The organism is Pseudomonas hefeiensis, from assembly GCF_030687835.1.
Lineage (GTDB): Bacteria > Pseudomonadota > Gammaproteobacteria > Pseudomonadales > Pseudomonadaceae > Aquipseudomonas > Aquipseudomonas hefeiensis.
In genome coordinates this window covers 4298536-4315228 of the sequence record NZ_CP117449.1, presented here as the reverse complement: position 1 = coordinate 4315228, position 16693 = coordinate 4298536, and the positions used below count along the sequence as shown (strand labels likewise).

The window sequence follows — 16693 nt, the reverse complement described above, 5'->3', positions numbered from 1 at the left end:
CAAAACAACCTCTTGAAAAGTATTTGGCGGTCCCTAGATAGGGATTACGCGATGCCGAATTCGGGTCGCGGAGACAAAAAACTTGCTGAACTTTTCAGGAGATTTGAATCATGAGTACTGCATTTTCCCTGGCCCCTCTGTTCCGTTCCTCGGTGGGCTTCGACCGTTTCAACGACCTGTTCGAAACCGCCTTGCGCAACGAACCGGGCAGCAGCTATCCACCCTATAACGTGGAAAAACATGGCGATGACGAGTATCGCATCGTGGTTGCCGCCGCCGGGTTCCAGGAAGAAGACCTGGACCTGCAAGTGGAAAAAGGTGTGCTGACCATCAGTGGCGGTAAGCGCGAAGCGAGCAACGACGGCGTGACCTACCTGCACCAGGGGATCGCTCAACGTGCGTTCAAGCTGTCCTTCCGGTTGGCCGATCATATCGAGATCAAGTCGGCCGGCCTGAGCAACGGTCTGTTGAGCATCGACCTGTTGCGGGTGATCCCGGAAGAAGCGAAAGCCAAGCGCATCCCGATCAACGGGGCACAGCAACAACCGGCGCTGCAAAACTGATGCATCGCAAATGAAGAAGGGCGCCCGATGGCGCCCTTCTTCATTTTGGAGGTCAGTGGAAGATTTATTGTGGCGAGGGGATTTATCCCCGCTGGGGTGCGAAGCAGCCCTGAAACCGGCCACCTCGGTGTGTCAGGCGGGGCAGGGGTCGCACCCCGGCGGGGATAAATCCCCTCACCACAAATGCCCCGTTTCACATGGCGGGTACCCGTTTATGGCAACAGCCGCTCAAACGCCTCTAGTGGCAACGGCCGGCTGTGAAGGTAGCCCTGGTACAAATGGCAACCCAGCCCCTGCAGGAAACGCAGTTGCTCCGGCGTCTCGACACCTTCGGCAATCACCTCCAGCTCAAGGCTGCGGGCCATGGCGACGATGGCGCGGATGATTTCGGTATCGTTGGGATCGCTGGTGGCGTCGCGCACGAATGACTGATCGATTTTCAGGGTGTCCACCGGCAGACGTTTGAGGTAGGTCAGCGACGAGTAACCGGTGCCGAAATCGTCCATGGCGAAGCTCACCCCCAATTTTTTCAGACGACGCATCTTGGCGATGGTGTCGTCCAGGTTCTGGATCACAATGCCCTCGGTGATCTCCAGCTTGAGCATGGCGTAGGGCAGGCCATGGGTGGCGAGGCAGCTTTCGATGCGCTCGACGAAGTCGCTCTGGCGGAACTGACGCGGGCTGATATTCACGCACAGACTGAATTGCAGCGGATCAATCTTGCCTTTGGCGATCAGTTGTTTGAAGCCGTTGCAGGCTTCATCGAGGATCCAGGTTCCGACTTCCAGGATCAGCCCGCTGTCTTCCAGTACTTTGATGAATTCGTTCGGCGATTGGGCGCCCAATTCGGGGTGATGCCAGCGCACCAGCGTTTCGGCGCCGATGATGCGGTTGTCCCGGGCATCGACCTGGGGTTGGAAATGCACGCTGAACTCGCCTCGGGCCAAGGCCTGGCGCAGATCGGTCTCCATGCGCAGCCGTTCGCTGGCGGCTTTTTGCATGGTGGCGTGGAACATCTGCGAAGTATTGCGTCCCGAGTCCTTGGCGCGGTACAGCGCAATGTCGGCGCGTTTGAGCAGGTCGGTCGGGGTGGAGCCGTGATCGGGAATCAGCGCCATGCCGATGCTTGGCGTGACCTGCAACCGCTGGCCGTCGAGGAACATCGGCTCCGAAAGCAATTCACGCAGGGTGTCGGCCAGGTTTTGCACCTGTTGGCTGACCGCGCTGCGGGTGCCTTCCAGGCCGCTGAGCAACACCACGAATTCGTCGCCGCCCAGCCTCGCCACGGTGTCTTCCAGACGCACGCTGGCTTCCAGGCGCGCCGTGATGATTTTCAGCACCGTATCGCCCACCGGGTGGCCCAGGGAGTCGTTGATGTGCTTGAAGTGGTCCAGGTCCAGAAACAGCAGGGCGCCCCGCAGGTTATGGCGCTTGAGCAAGGCGATCTGCTGGCTCAGCCGATCCATCAAAAGGGCGCGGTTGGGCAGGTTGGTCAACGGATCGTGATAGGCCAGATGGCGAATCTGTGCTTCGGCATTCCTTAGCAGGCTCACGTCCCGGGCGGTCAGCAACAGGCAGGCCGTTTCATTGAGCATGATGGGTTCGACCGAGACCTCCACCGTGAGGATATCTCCGCGCTTATTGCGTCCGAGCATTTCCTGGTGAAGCACCCGGCCCTTGAGCTCCAGTTCGGCCAGCAGCGCCATACGCTGTTTTTCTTCGGCCCAGATACCGACCTCGTAGACCGAGTGCCCGATCACTTCGTCGGCGCGGTAGCCGGTCAGGCGGCAGAAGCCGTCATTGACTTCAAGGTAGCGGCCGCTGTCGCGTTCGGTGATGGTGATAGCGTCAGGACTGGAGTGGAAAGCCTTGGCGAATTTCTCCTCGCTGGCCTTGAGGGCCGCTTCGGAGCGCTGCTGTTGGGAGATATCCCGCAGGGTGGTGACGATGCAGGGCTGGTTGCCGACATTGATCTGACGACTGGAAATCACGCATGTCAACGGCTGGCCGTTTTTATGGTGGACGACGACGGCCACGTTGTTGAGGGAGCGCTCGCGAATCACCCTTTCGATGCGTTGCAGACTGCTCCCCGAGGCATCCCAAAGGCCGATTTCGTCGGCGCTCAGGCCGATCACATCGGTGGTTGACCAGCCAAAGGTCTGGGTGAAGCTGGAGTTGATTTCCAGGAACCGGCCACTGTCCTGATGGGTTACGCAGATCGGATCGGGGCTGACTTGAAACAGGGTGGCGAATTTTTCTTCCGACGCTGCCAGGCTCTGTTCGCGTTCTACCTGGTCAGTGATATCCAGCAAGGTGCCGGCCATGCGCAATGGGCTGCCGTCGTCGTTACGATAGAGGCGTGCGCGGCTTTCCAGGTATCGGGAGCTGCCATCCGGCATTTGCACGCGGTAGGTCAGTTGATAATTCCCCGCTGGGCCTTCCCGCAGGCTGCGGTAGGCATTGCGCATGTTGTTGCGTTCGTCATCGGGCACCCCTTCGAAAAACGCATCGAACGACTCATGGAACGGCTTGGGCTCCAGGCCGTGCAACTGCGCCGCCCGGGCCGAGCCGTACAGCATGCCGCTGGGAATATGCCAGTCCCAGGTGCCCAGTTGCGCCGAATCGAGAGCCAGGTCGAGGCGTTCCTGGCTGTCCTTGAGGGCCTGTTCGGCGAGTTTGTGTTCGGTGGTGTCGAGGAAGGTGCTCAGCAGGTAGGGCTGGCCTTCCAGTTCGACCTTCTGGGCGCTGAGCAGACCGCTGTGGATCTGACCGTTGCTGGCCTGCAATTCCACCTCCATGCTTGCCATTTCGCCCTTGGCCTTGATGGCCTCCACCAGTTTTGTCCGCTGTCCGGGGTCGACCCATAGGCCCAGTTCCAGCGTCGTGCGACCGATTATGTCGTGCAGCGGCCAGCCAAACAGACTTTCGAAATACTGGTTGGCCTCGATGATCAGCCCGTCTTCCTGGCGGGTCAGCAGCACCATGTTCGGGCATAGGTGAAAGAGCGTGGCAAAGCGTTTTTCCGAGTTGCGCAGGGCCTGCTCCCGTTCGCGCTGGTGCGTGATTTCCCGGATCACTCCGATCATCCGAGGGCGGCCGTGTTTGTCGGGTAGTACGCTGCCGTTGATCTCCAACCAGTGCAGGCTGCCGTCGGGCCAGACGATGCGGTGGTGCATGGCCTGTTCCAGCGGCGCACCGGCCACCGCCGCATGAAAGGCGCGGATGGCCTTCGCTCGGTCTTGGGGGAGCAACAGGTCCAGATAGTCCACATCCGCCGGCAATGGCTGGCGCGGATCGAAGCCGAACAGCGCCTGGGTGCCCCGCGACCAACTGATCTGTCCGGTATCAATGTCCCACGACCAGGCTCCCAGCCGCGCCCCGTTCAGAGCTGCCAGCAACTGCGGGGCGCTGTCCCAGCTTTGCTCGGACCGTTTTGGGTCTAGCGCCTGAATGCGCGGCAGGGGCGGGAAGTTGTCAGCGGATTTGGGCATTATCTCGCGAGCCTTGGGCAAATTTTGGCGTTGGGCGCAGGCGTTTCGGCTCTATAGGAGTAGCACAACCTATGCCCTTGTCCCTGGCAGATCGATTTGTGCGTCCAGTAAGGACATGAAAGCCCGTGCAGCATTCGACAGCGTCCGTTCGGTGTGCAAGATATAGCCTAGCTGGCGACTGAGCTGTATGCCGGGCAAAGGAATGCGTGCCACCTGGTCATCGAGCATGGTGCGCGGCAGGACGCTCCAGGCCAGGCCAATGGAGACCATCATCTTTATGGTTTCCAGATAATTGGTGCTCATGGCGATGTTCGGCGTCAGGCCCTGGGCCTCGAACAGACGTTGAACGATGTGGTGGGTAAAGGTATTGCCCCCCGGAAAAACCGCCGGATGCAAGGCGATGTCTGCCAGGCTGACCGGGCCGTTGTCCAACAGCGCGTGTTCCGGTGCCACCACGAAATCCAGAGGGTCGTCCCACACCGGCGTGGCCCGTACCAGCGTGTGTGGCTCCGGGGCCAGGGTGATCACCGCCAGCTCTGCGCGGCCATGAAGAATTTCTTCGTAGGCCACTTCCGAATCCAGGAACTGAATATCCAGCGCTACCTGTGGGTAGCGTCGGGTGAACTCCCTCAATAGAGGTGGCAGTCGGTGCAGGCCGATATGGTGGCTGGTGGCGAGCGTCAGGCGGCCGGTCACTTCGCCGGTCAGGTTGGTCAGGGCACGGCGGGTGTCATCCAGCACGTTAAGAATCTGATAGGCCCGTGGCAGAAGGGCTCGGCCGGCCTCGGTCAGGCCGACTTCTCGGCCGAGCCGATCGAATAGACGCACTTTGAGTTGTTGCTCCAGCCCGGCAATACGCTTGCTGATGGCCGGCTGGGTCAGGTGCAGGCGTTCGCCGGCGCCGGAAAAACTGCCGGTCTCGGCAATGGCGATAAAGGTGTTGAGGCTGGCGAGGTCCATGGTCGTTCCGTTCGAATTCCAAATGGTTATGCAAAGCATGAAAAATATGAATTTGAGTTATTTAATGTAGCCTCATAAGATCAGCCTCACAAGCCAAGGGGTTATTGATTCACCCAAGACCCGGGGCATAGAAACAAGCTGATGAGGAACCGTCTGATGGCCGGCAAAACGCTCTACGACAAGCTCTGGGATTCGCATTTGGTCAAGCAGCGCGACGATGGTTCGGCGCTGATCTACATCGATCGTCACATCATCCACGAAGTGACTTCGCCGCAAGCCTTCGAAGGCCTGCGCCTGGCCGGGCGCAAGCCGTGGCGCATCGATGCCAATATCGCCACCCCGGACCACAACGTGCCGACCACACCGGAGCGCAAGGGCGGCATCGAAGCCATTGCCGATCAGGTGTCGCGCTTGCAGGTTCAGACCCTCGACGATAACTGTGACGAATACGGCATCGTTGAATTCAAGATGAATGACGTGCGCCAGGGTATCGTCCACGTCATAGGTCCGGAGCAGGGCGCGACTTTGCCCGGCATGACCGTGGTCTGCGGCGACTCCCACACGTCCACCCATGGTGCGTTCGGCGCCTTGGCCCACGGCATCGGCACCTCCGAGGTCGAGCATGTGCTCGCCACCCAGTGCCTGGTGGCCAAAAAAATGAAGAACATGCTGGTGCGCGTCGAGGGCAAGTTGCCGTTCGGCGTGACCGCCAAGGACATCGTCCTGGCCGTGATCGGCAAGATCGGCACCGCCGGTGGGAACGGCCACGCCATTGAGTTCGCCGGCAGCGCCATCCGCGATTTGTCTGTGGAAGGGCGCATGACCATCTGCAACATGTCCATCGAAGCTGGCGCTCGTGTCGGGCTGGTAGCCGCCGATGAAAAAACCGTGGCGTACGTCAAGGGTCGTCCGTTCGCTCCCAAGGGCGCCGAGTGGGACATGGCGGTACAAGCCTGGAAAGATCTGGTCTCCGATTCCGACGCGAAATTCGACACCGTGGTCGAACTCGACGCGACGCAAATCAAGCCGCAGGTCAGTTGGGGCACTTCTCCGGAAATGGTCCTGGCCGTGGACCAGAACGTGCCCGATCCTGCCAAGGAGATGGATCTGGTCAAGCGTGACTCCATCGTCCGCGCCCTGAAGTACATGGGTTTGAGCGCCAACCAGGCGATCACCGACATTCAGCTCGATCGCGTGTTCATTGGCTCCTGCACCAACTCGCGGATCGAAGACCTGCGCGCGGCGGCGGTAATCGCCAAGGGCCGCAAGGTCGCCTCGACCATCAAGCAAGCCATCGTGGTGCCAGGCTCGGGCCTGGTGAAGGCCCAGGCGGAAGCCGAAGGTCTGGACAAGATTTTCCTCGAGGCCGGTTTCGAATGGCGTGAGCCTGGGTGCTCGATGTGCCTGGCGATGAACCCGGACCGTTTGGAGTCGGGCGAGCATTGCGCCTCTACCTCCAACCGTAACTTCGAAGGCCGTCAGGGCGCCGGTGGTCGTACGCATCTGGTCAGCCCGGCCATGGCCGCCGCCGCCGCCGTCAACGGCCGTTTCGTCGACGTCCGTGAATTGATCTGAAGGAGCGCAGCATGAAAGCTTTTACCCAGCACACTGGTCTTGTCGCGCCTTTGGATCGTGCCAACGTCGACACCGACCAGATCATCCCCAAGCAGTTTTTGAAGTCGATCAAGCGCACCGGCTTTGGCCCGAATCTGTTTGACGAGTGGCGCTACCTGGATGTGGGCCAGCCGTACCAGGACAACTCCAAGCGCCCGTTGAACAAGGATTTCGTGCTCAACGCCGAGCGTTACCAAGGTGCCAGTGTCCTGCTGGCCCGCGAGAACTTCGGCTGCGGTTCCAGTCGCGAGCACGCGCCATGGGCCCTTGAAGAGTATGGTTTTCGCAGCATCATCGCGCCGAGCTATGCCGACATTTTCTTCAACAACAGCTTCAAGAACGGCTTGTTGCCGATCATCCTGAGCGACGCCGAAGTGGATGAGTTGTTCCAGCAGGTCGAGGCCAACCCCGGCTATCAACTGCAGGTCGACCTGGCAGCCCAGACCGTGACCCGTCCTGACGGCAAGGTGTTGAATTTCGAGATCGATGCGTTCCGCAAGCACTGCCTGCTCAACGGTCTGGACGACATCGGCCTGACCTTGCAGGACGGCGAAGCGATTGCCTCGTTCGAGGCCAAGCACCGGGCGAGCCAGCCTTGGCTGTTTCGTGATGCCTGATTGACTTGAGATTGAGGTAAGTAGTGCTGGCCCCTTCGCGAGCAAGCCCGCTCCCACATTGGATTTGCGGCGTTCACAACCCCCCTGTGGGAGCGGGCTTGCTCGCGAAGACGGCGGCACTAACAACGCTAGCCAAAAGGAAGTCCCCATGACCACCGCCGCCCACAGTCAGGTCGTACAAAAGCAATTCGGTGAACAGGCTTCGGCCTATCTGAGCAGCGCCGTTCACGCCCAGGGCACTGAGTTCGCCCTGCTGCAGGCTGAGCTTGCCGGGCGTGGCGAGGCCCGTGTGCTGGACTTGGGGTGCGGCGCCGGGCATGTGAGTTTCCACGTGGCGCCACTGGCCGGGGAAGTGGTGGCCTATGACCTGTCCCAGCCAATGCTTGACGTCGTGGCCGCCGCGGCAGCGGATCGTGGCCTGGGTAATATCACCACGGTGTGTGGCGCCGCCGAACGCCTGCCGTTCGCTGACGCTGAGTTCGACTTCGTGTTCAGCCGCTATTCGGCGCATCATTGGAGCGATCTGGGTCTGGCACTGCGGGAAGTGCGCCGGGTGCTCAAGCCGGGTGGGGTGGCGGCGTTCATTGATGTCCTGTCACCCGGCATGCCGTTGCTGGACACGTACCTGCAAAGCGTTGAAGTGCTGCGTGACACCAGCCATGTTCGCGATTATTCGGCCGGCGAGTGGTTGCGCCAGGTCAGCGAAGCGGGATTGCATACCCGCCGCACCACGCGCCAGCGCCTGCGCCTGGAGTACCAATCGTGGGTCGAGCGCATGCGCACTCCCGAAGTGATGCGTGGGGCGATCCGTGAGCTGCAGCGATCGATGGGTGTTGAGGTGCGGGAATATTTTGAGATTGAGGCCGATGGTTCGTTCAGTACAGACGTACTGGTGCTGTGGGCCGAGCGGTAGCACTTTTTCCGGCCAGCCCAAGTGCGGGCCGACAGAGCAAACGAGGAAAACATGAGCAAGCAGATTCTGATTCTCCCAGGCGACGGTATTGGCCCGGAAATCATGGCCGAAGCGGTCAAGGTCCTGGAACTGGCGAACGACAAGTACGGTCTGGGCTTCGAACTCAGCCACGATGTGATCGGCGGCGCTGCGATCGACAAACACGGCGTCCCCCTGGCCGATGAAACACTGGATCGCGCCCGTGCCGCCGATGCCGTACTGCTGGGCGCGGTGGGCGGCCCGAAATGGGACAAGATCGAACGCGACATTCGTCCAGAGCGCGGCCTGCTGAAGATCCGTGCGCAACTGGGCCTGTTCGGCAATCTGCGTCCGGCAATCCTCTACCCGCAACTGGCCGACGCTTCGAGCCTGAAGCCGGAAATCGTTTCGGGCCTGGACATCCTCATCGTCCGTGAACTGACCGGCGGTATCTACTTCGGCGCCCCGCGCGGCACCCGTGAGCTGGATAATGGCGAGCGTCAGGCCTACGACACCTTGCCGTACAGCGAGAGCGAAGTCCGCCGTATCGCCCGGGTCGGTTTTGACATGGCGCGCGTGCGCGGCAAGAAACTGTGCTCGGTGGACAAGGCCAACGTCCTGGCTTCCAGCCAACTGTGGCGCGAAGTGGTCGAGCAGGTGGCCAAGGATTACCCGGACATCGAACTGAGCCACATGTACGTCGATAACGCCGCCATGCAACTGGTGCGTGCGCCCAAGCAGTTCGATGTGATCGTCACCGACAACATGTTCGGTGACATCCTGTCCGATGAAGCATCAATGCTCACCGGCTCCATCGGCATGCTGCCGTCGGCCTCCCTGGATGCCAACAACAAAGGCATGTACGAGCCATGCCACGGTTCGGCGCCGGACATTGCCGGGCAGGGCGTTGCCAACCCGTTGGCAACCATCCTGTCGGTGTCGATGATGCTGCGCTACAGCTTCAGCCTCAATGACGCGGCCGATGCCATCGAGAAGGCGGTCAGTGTGGTATTGGATCAAGGTTTGCGCACGGGCGACATCTGGTCGGCCGGTTGTACCAAAGTCGGTACGCAGCAAATGGGCGATGCAGTAGTCGCCGCGTTGCGTAATCTGTAATCTTTGCGGCCCACCGCTTCGACGGTGGCCCTCTTTTGTATAGGTGTAGTTGCGATGAAACGTGTAGGTCTGATCGGTTGGCGCGGCATGGTCGGTTCCGTGCTCATGCAGCGAATGCTGGAAGAGCAGGATTTCGATCTCATTGAACCGGTGTTTTTCACCACCTCCAATGTCGGTGGCCAGGGCCCGTCCGTGGGCAAGGACACCGGTGCGCTCAAGGATGCCTACAGCATTGACGAGCTCAAGACCCTCGACGTGATCCTGACCTGTCAGGGTGGCGACTACACCAGCGAAGTCTTCCCGAAACTGCGTGAAGCCGGCTGGCAGGGTTACTGGATCGACGCCGCCTCCAGCCTGCGCATGCAGGACGACGCGGTGATCATCCTCGACCCGGTGAACCGCAAGGTCATTGACCAGCAACTGGACGCGGGCACCAAGAACTACATTGGCGGCAACTGCACCGTCAGCCTGATGCTGATGGGCCTGGGTGGCCTGTTCGAGGCCGGTCTGGTGGAGTGGATGAGCGCCATGACCTATCAGGCGGCCTCCGGGGCCGGCGCGCAGAACATGCGTGAACTGATCAAGCAAATGGGCGCGACCCACGCCGCTGTCGCCGATGACCTGGCCAACCCGGCCAGTGCCATTCTGGACATCGATCGCAAGGTCGCCGAGGCGATGCGCAGCGATGCGTATCCGACCGAGAACTTCGGCGTGCCACTGGCCGGCAGCCTGATCCCGTGGATCGACAAGGAACTGCCGAACGGCCAGAGCCGTGAAGAGTGGAAGGCCCAGGCTGAAACCAACAAGATCCTGGGGCGCTTCAAGAGCCCGATCCCGGTGGACGGTATCTGCGTGCGTATCGGCGCCATGCGCTGCCACAGCCAGGCGCTGACCATCAAGTTGAACAAAGACGTGCCGATCGCCGACATCGAAGGGCTGATCAGCCAGCACAACCCTTGGGTCAAGCTGGTGCCGAACAACCGCGAAATCAGCATGCAGGAGCTGAGCCCGACGAAGGTCACCGGCACCCTGAACGTACCGGTGGGCCGTCTGCGCAAATTGAACATGGGCTCGCAATTCCTCGGTGCCTTCACCGTTGGCGACCAACTGCTGTGGGGCGCGGCCGAACCGCTGCGCCGCATGCTGCGGATCTTGCTCGAGCGTTGATCGGTCACTGCAGTGAAAGAACCCGTGCCTTGTGAGAGGTGCGGGTTTTTTTATGGAGCTGAACGGTCAACTGTGGGAAGAGCCTCTGTGGGAGCAAAGCTTGCTCGCGATGAGGCCAGTCCAGGCACTGCAAATCCTCCAGCCAATTGCCTGCATACCCCCCACCCGGTAAAGTGCCGCTCCCCACGTTTTACCTGAGGTAGACCCATGAGCCAGTCCTTTGATATTGCCGTGATCGGCGCCACCGGTACTGTCGGCGAAACCCTTGTCCAGATTCTCGAAGAGCGTGACTTCCCGATCGGCAACCTGCACCTGCTGGCCAGCAGCGAATCGGCGGGAAGCTCGGTGATGTTTCGCGGCAAAAACGTGCGGGTGCGCGAAGTCGACGAATTCGATTTCGGCAAAGTCCAGCTGGTGTTTTTTGCCGCCGGCCCGGCGGTGACCCTGAGCTTCGCTCCGCGTGCCACGGCGGCCGGTTGCGCGCTGATCGACTTGTCCGGCGCCCTGCCGCCTGAGCAGGCGCCACAGATCGTGCCGGAAGCCAACGCCGGGCTGCTGGCGGGTCTGAGCAAGCCGTTTCAAGTCAGCAGTCCCAGTGCGTCGGCGACCGCGCTGGCTGTGGTGCTGGCGCCGCTGCGCCAATGCCTGGAACTGCAGCGCATCAGCCTGACCGCCAGTCTTGCCGTGTCCGCCCAAGGCCGCGCAGCTGTCAGTGAGCTGGCCCGTCAAACCGCCGAGTTGCTCAATGCGCGTCCCCTTGAACCAAAGTTCTTCGACCGGCAGATGGCGTTCAACCTGCTGGCTCAGGTTGGCACTCCGGACGAGCAGGGCCATACGCTGCTGGAAAGGCGTCTGGTGCGCGAATTGCGTCAGGTGCTGGAACAGCCTTCGTTAAAGATTTCCGTCACTTGCATTCAAGCCCCGGTGTTTTTTGGCGATAGCTTTAGCGTGACCGTGCAGGCAGCCAGCGCCGTCGACCTGGCGAAAGTCAATGCAGCCCTGGAAGCGGCGCCTGGCATCGAGCTGGTGGAGGCGGGCGATTACCCGACCCCGGTGGGCGACGCGGTAGGGCAGGATGTGGTCTACGTGGGGCGTGTGCGCGGGGGGATCGATGACCCGGCGGAACTAAATATGTGGCTGACGTCAGATAACGTACGCAAGGGCGCGGCGCTCAATGCTGTGCAAGTGGCTGAGTTGTTGATAAAAGACCTGCTGTAAAAGATACTTGGCAACAATTTGTCGAATGATTCTAGCTGGGCGCTATGCTTGGCCAGAGTGCTGAAGGCGAACCTCCCTCTCGGGGCTTTCCCCGGGCATGAGTGAAACGATCGCGCGCGCCGTCGCTTCGGGGTGGCGCGCAATGCCTTACGGCAGCGGCATCAACACCTTCTCGCTGGCCGAGGAATGTTCAAACAAAGGAAGAGGCTATGGTTCAAGTTCGCAAACTGGTGTTAGCAATAGCGGCCGCCTCGGCGCTGTCCTCCGGTATGGCGCAAGCGCTAGGGCTCGGGGAATTGACCCTGAAGTCGCCGCCGAACCAGCCTCTGGTCGCCGAGATCGAGCTGCTCGACGTCCAGCAACTGACCGCCGCCGAAGTCGTACCGAGCCTGGCCTCGCCCGAGGAATTTGCCAAGGCCGGGATCGACCGCCAGGCCTTTCTCAATGACCTGACCTTCACCCCGGTAATCAATGCCAATGGCAAGAGCGTCCTGCGGGTGACGTCCAGCCAGCCGCTGTCCGAGCCAATGATCAAGTTCCTGGTGCAGGTCATGTGGCCCAATGGTCGCCTGCTGCGCGACTACAGCGTGTTGATCGATCCTTCCAAATTCTCCCCCCAGACTGCAGATGCCGCCCGGACGAAGCCGTCCCAGGTCGTATCCACGCCGGTGACCGGGGCCACCAAGCCCTCCCAATACACCACCACGCCGCGCGATACACTTTGGGAAATTGCCGCCAAGGTGCGCAACGGCGGGTCGATCCAGCAAACCATGCTGGCGATTCAGGCGTTGAACCCGAACGCATTCATCAACGGCAACATCAACCTGCTCAAGACCGGCCAGGTATTGCGCCTGCCGGATCCGGTGCAAAGCACCGCGTTGCCGCAGCCCCAGGCTATCGCTGAAGTGGCTGCGCAGAATGCCGCCTGGCGCCAGGGACGCCGGGGCGTGGCGCGGTCCGGCCAGCAGCAGTTGGACGCTACCAAGCGTGGTGGCAGTCAAACCGCACCGGCCCAGGCAGCCGGTCGCGATAACCTGAGTCTGGTTTCCGCCGAAGCCGCGAAGGCGGGCGCCAAAGGCGCTGCCGGCGATGCCCAAGCGTTGAGCAATAAACTGGCGGTTACTCAGGAAAGCCTCGATTCGGCTCGCCGCGACAATGAAGAACTGAAAAGTCGGATGGCTGATCTGCAAAGCCAGCTGGACAAGCTGCAACGCCTGATCGAACTGAAGAACAACCAACTGGCCAAGATGCAAGCCGACGGAGTTGCCGTACCACCCGCCGACGAGTCGGCCCCGGCGATGTCGGCAGAATTGACGCCGGACCCAACGGCTCAAACCCCGGCGTCAGCACCCGCGCCTGAAGCGACGCCGCCTGCGGCTCCCGTCGAGCCAGCTCCCGCTGCGTCCGCCGGACAAAAGTACAACGATCTGCTGACCAATCCGATTCTGTTGGGACTGGTCGGTGGTGGTGCGCTGATCCTCCTGTTGCTGCTCTTGTTGCTGGCCCGCCGGCGAAAGGCGCAGCAGGAAGCCGAGAAGCACTTGCGCATGGCTCGGGCCCTTGAGGAGGAGGCCGACTTCTCCCCGGAGCTCGATCTGCCCCCGAGCAGCTTCGAGGGCATTGAAGTTCCACCGCCAAGCGTAAAGCTCGAACCAAAACCCGCTCCCGAGCCAGCGCCTAAGCCAGCCCCGGTGATTGCGCCCGTGATCGTCACGCCGCCGATCGCCGCGCCATTGGTGGCTCCGGCTGCCGAGCGTTCCGACGATGTACTGAGTCAGGCCCAGTCCCACATTGATCGTGGTCGCTTGAATCAGGCTGCCGATCTGCTTGAGCAGGGCATCAAGGCCGAGCCTCAGCGCAGCGACCTGCGCCTGAAACTGATGGAAGTCTACGGTCAGCAGGGTGACCGCGACGCCTTTGTTGCCCAAGAGCGTCAACTGGTGGCCAACGGCGAAAACTATGCCCAGGTCGAACAGCTCAAAAGCCGATTCCCGGCCATGGCGGTCGCCGCCACTGCTGGTCTGGCCGCAGCGGCAGTCGCCGCCGAACTGGACGCCCAATACGTCAAAGACCTGCTGGAAGACAAGCCGGCGACCGACGATGAACTCGACAGCGCCTTCGACCTGAGCCTTGAGGATCTGGAGGCCGCACCGGTTACGCCAGAGCCAGAGCCAGAGCCTGTGGCCGAGCTGGATGCGTTCCCATCGGATGACGACCTGGACTTCGAATCGTTGCTCAAGCAGCAGACCGAAGCCAATGAAAGCCTGGATGACCTGTCCGAGTTCGACCTTGACCTGGGTGCCGATGCTCCCGCGCCGGCCCTGGCCGATGAAGACTTCCTACTGGACCTGGACGACGACCTCAAGGACCTGGATCTGCCTGCCGCCGCAACCCCTGCCGTGGCCGACACTCCATCTGACGACCTCGAGTTGCCGGAAGATTTCGACCTGTCCCTGGCCGATGAAATGGACGTGCAAGACAAGCCCAAGGATGCCTTCGAGTCCGAACTGGATGATGTCAATGCCGAGCTTGAGCGCCTGTCCGACGGCCTGGCTCAGCCGACTTTCACCGCTGAAGACGCGTTGGCCAGTGCCGACGATGAGCCGGATTTCGACTTCCTCAGCGGTACCGATGAAGTGGCGACCAAGCTTGATCTGGCCCAGGCTTACATCGACATGGGTGACAACGACGGCGCCCGGGATATCCTCGGCGAAGTCCTCAGCGAAGGCGATGCCACGCAGAAGAGCGAGGCGCAGGAGATGTTGTCGCGCCTGGCTTGAGGTGATCGAGTAAACAAAAGCGGCAGCCGGTGAGGCTGCCGTTTTTGTTTGGGGCGGACATTCGGTGGCGCTGATGGGCGCCATCGCGAGCAGGCTCGCTCCCACAAGGGATTTGTGCTGAGCGCAGGCTCCATGAACACCCGAGAACCCTGTGGGAGCCGAGCTTGCTCGCGATGACGGCGGCATATTCAACATCTTCGCAAGCTGACCCACCGCTATCGCGAACAAGCTCAGCTCCCACAGGGATTTGTGCTGGGCGCAGGTTCCATGAACGCCCGAGAACCCCTGTGGGAGCCGAGCTTGCTCGCGATGACGGCGGCATATTCAACATCTTCGCAAGCTGACCCACCGCTATCGCGAGCAAGCTCAGCTCCCACAGGGATTTGTGCTGGGTGCAGGGTCCATGAACACCCGAGAACCCCGTGGGAGCCGAGCTTGCTCGCGATGGCGCCAGTACCTTCAACACATGATTACCGGTTGGACTGGCATCCCACTCCGCCGGCCTTATAATGCCCGCCTTTGCGTACCTCAGCAGGCTGTAATTCCTTGGCAAACATAGACAACCCGGCCGCCGAAATGGCGGCCGACGGCTTTTTCCGGATCGCCCTGGGCGTTGAATACAAAGGCTCGCGTTATCGCGGCTGGCAGCGTCAGGCCTCCGGTGTGGCGACGGTGCAGGAAACCCTCGAAAGCGCGCTGTCCAAAGTCGCCAATTCGCCCGTGTCGCTGCATTGCGCTGGCCGTACCGATGCTGGCGTACATGCCTGCGGCCAGGTGGTGCATTTCGACACCCAGGTCGAGCGGTCGATGAAGGCCTGGGTCATGGGGGCCAACATCAACTTGCCCCACGACGTCAGTGTCAGTTGGGCCAAGGCAATGCCGGCGCATTTCCATGCACGCTTCAAGGCCATCGCCCGGCGTTATCGCTATGTGATCTACAACGACCAGATCCGCCCCGCGCATCTGAACGAAGAAATTACCTGGAACCACCGTCCGCTGGACGTCGAGCGCATGGCCGAAGCGGCGCAGTACCTGGTCGGCGTTCATGATTTCAGTGCCTTTCGCGCCGGCCAGTGCCAGGCCAAGTCACCGATCAAAGAGTTGCATCACCTGCGCGTGACCCGCCACGGCAAAATGATCGTGCTCGATATCCGCGCCAGCGCCTTCCTGCACCACATGGTGCGCAACATCGCGGGCGTGCTGATGACCATTGGTGCCGGTGAGCGGCCGGTGGAGTGGATCAAGGAAGTGCTCGAAAGCCGCATCCGTCGTTCCGGTGGCGTGACGGCGCACCCGTTTGGCCTGTACCTGGTGCAGGTCGAATACCACGATGAGTTCGAGCTGCCGCAGCGTTACATCGGGCCACATTTCCTCACGGGCTTCTCGGAACTCGACGGCTGACGCCCTGCGCAGCATTTGCTACCATCCGGGACTTTCACGGATTTGCCTGAGGTTTTGACGACATGCCGGCCGTTCGCAGCAAGATTTGCGGGATCACCCGCGTCGAGGACGCGCTGGCAGCGGTGGAAGCCGGGGCCGATGCCATCGGGCTGGTGTTTTATGCCAAGAGCCCGCGCGTGGTGACGGTGCAGCAGGCGCGGGCGATCATCCGGGTTTTGCCGCCGTTCGTGACCCCCGTCGGCCTGTTCGTCAATGCCAGTCGTTGCGAGCTGGGCGAGATACTCGACGCGGTGCCGTTGGCCCTGTTGCAGTTTCACGGCGACGAGGAACCGGCCGATTGCGAGGGCTGGCATCGTCCGTACATCAAGGCATTGCGGGTCAAGGCCGGTGACGACATCGCGGCCAGTTGCGACGCCTTTACCGGTGCCAGTGGCATACTGCTGGACACCTATGTGGAAGGTGTTCCCGGTGGGACCGGTGAAGCATTCGATTGGTCGCTGGTGCCTCATGGCTTGAGCAAACCGATTATCCTCGCCGGTGGGCTGACGGCGCAAAACGTGGCCGAAGCCATCCGTCAGGTTCGCCCTTACGCGGTAGACGTCAGCGGCGGGGTGGAACAAAGCAAGGGCATCAAGGATCCGGCCAGGATTCGTGCGTTCATGGCCGCTGTACGCAGCAGCCAGTAGTCAATGTGACGGCTGGCAGACTGCCGCCGTCCATACCAGCACTGTACAAAGCAGGCAGGCACCGCCTCCGGGTGGGCCGATAGCGTAGTGGCAACCGCGGTGCCGCGGTTGCCGGGATGGCTGAGGAAGGTTGGGCTGCACGCAGGTCA

Annotated in this window: 12 protein-coding genes; 10 read left to right on the top strand and 2 right to left on the bottom strand. The window is 61.4% G+C overall.

Annotated elements, in window-relative coordinates; translation table 11 throughout:
* Window positions 1-110: 110 nt before the first annotated feature.
* Window positions 111-563, top strand: coding sequence for an Hsp20 family protein (locus tag PSH57_RS19405; RefSeq protein WP_305384918.1), 453 nt, complete (start codon window positions 111-113; stop codon window positions 561-563).
* A 212-nt stretch (window positions 564-775) separates the two neighbouring features.
* Here PSH57_RS19405 and PSH57_RS19400 read toward each other — a convergent pair whose 3' ends face one another.
* Both PSH57_RS19400 and PSH57_RS19395 read right to left on the bottom strand, forming a co-directional pair.
* On the bottom strand, window positions 776-4054 hold the full coding sequence (locus PSH57_RS19400; protein WP_305416008.1) for an EAL domain-containing protein: 3279 nt from the start codon (window positions 4052-4054) through the stop codon (window positions 776-778).
* Between the two features lie 69 nt (window positions 4055-4123).
* Window positions 4124-5014, bottom strand: coding sequence for a LysR family transcriptional regulator (locus tag PSH57_RS19395; protein WP_305384917.1), 891 nt, complete (start codon window positions 5012-5014; stop codon window positions 4124-4126).
* Window positions 5015-5170: 156 nt separating this feature from the next.
* Here PSH57_RS19395 and leuC point away from each other — a divergent pair, with 156 nt between their 5' ends.
* The 9 genes from leuC (at window position 5171) to PSH57_RS19350 (ending at window position 16544) form a co-directional block, all read left to right on the top strand.
* Window positions 5171-6589: a 3-isopropylmalate dehydratase large subunit gene (leuC, locus tag PSH57_RS19390; protein WP_305384915.1), complete on the top strand. Its 1419-nt coding sequence runs from the start codon at window positions 5171-5173 to the stop codon at window positions 6587-6589.
* A gap of 11 nt (window positions 6590-6600) precedes the next feature.
* Window positions 6601-7245, top strand: coding sequence for a 3-isopropylmalate dehydratase small subunit (gene leuD, locus PSH57_RS19385; RefSeq protein WP_305384914.1), 645 nt, complete (start codon window positions 6601-6603; stop codon window positions 7243-7245).
* A gap of 148 nt (window positions 7246-7393) precedes the next feature.
* Entirely contained in the window at window positions 7394-8158 is a 765-nt protein-coding gene (locus PSH57_RS19380; RefSeq protein WP_305384912.1) for a class I SAM-dependent methyltransferase, read from the top strand.
* Window positions 8159-8209: 51 nt separating this feature from the next.
* Window positions 8210-9292: a 3-isopropylmalate dehydrogenase gene (leuB, locus tag PSH57_RS19375; protein WP_305384911.1), complete on the top strand. Its 1083-nt coding sequence runs from the start codon at window positions 8210-8212 to the stop codon at window positions 9290-9292.
* 54 nt (window positions 9293-9346) lie between these two features.
* A complete protein-coding gene (gene asd, locus PSH57_RS19370) occupies window positions 9347-10459 on the top strand; it encodes an aspartate-semialdehyde dehydrogenase (RefSeq protein WP_305384910.1) in 1113 nt (370 codons plus the stop codon).
* Between the two features lie 207 nt (window positions 10460-10666).
* A complete protein-coding gene (locus PSH57_RS19365) occupies window positions 10667-11677 on the top strand; it encodes an aspartate-semialdehyde dehydrogenase (protein ID WP_305384909.1) in 1011 nt (336 codons plus the stop codon).
* Between the two features lie 209 nt (window positions 11678-11886).
* Window positions 11887-14457, top strand: coding sequence for a FimV/HubP family polar landmark protein (locus PSH57_RS19360; protein WP_305384907.1), 2571 nt, complete (start codon window positions 11887-11889; stop codon window positions 14455-14457).
* Between the two features lie 576 nt (window positions 14458-15033).
* Entirely contained in the window at window positions 15034-15858 is an 825-nt protein-coding gene (truA, locus tag PSH57_RS19355) for a tRNA pseudouridine(38-40) synthase TruA (protein WP_305390430.1), read from the top strand.
* 62 nt (window positions 15859-15920) lie between these two features.
* Window positions 15921-16544: a phosphoribosylanthranilate isomerase gene (locus tag PSH57_RS19350; RefSeq protein WP_305384905.1), complete on the top strand. Its 624-nt coding sequence runs from the start codon at window positions 15921-15923 to the stop codon at window positions 16542-16544.
* The last annotated feature ends 149 nt before the right edge of the window (window positions 16545-16693 follow it).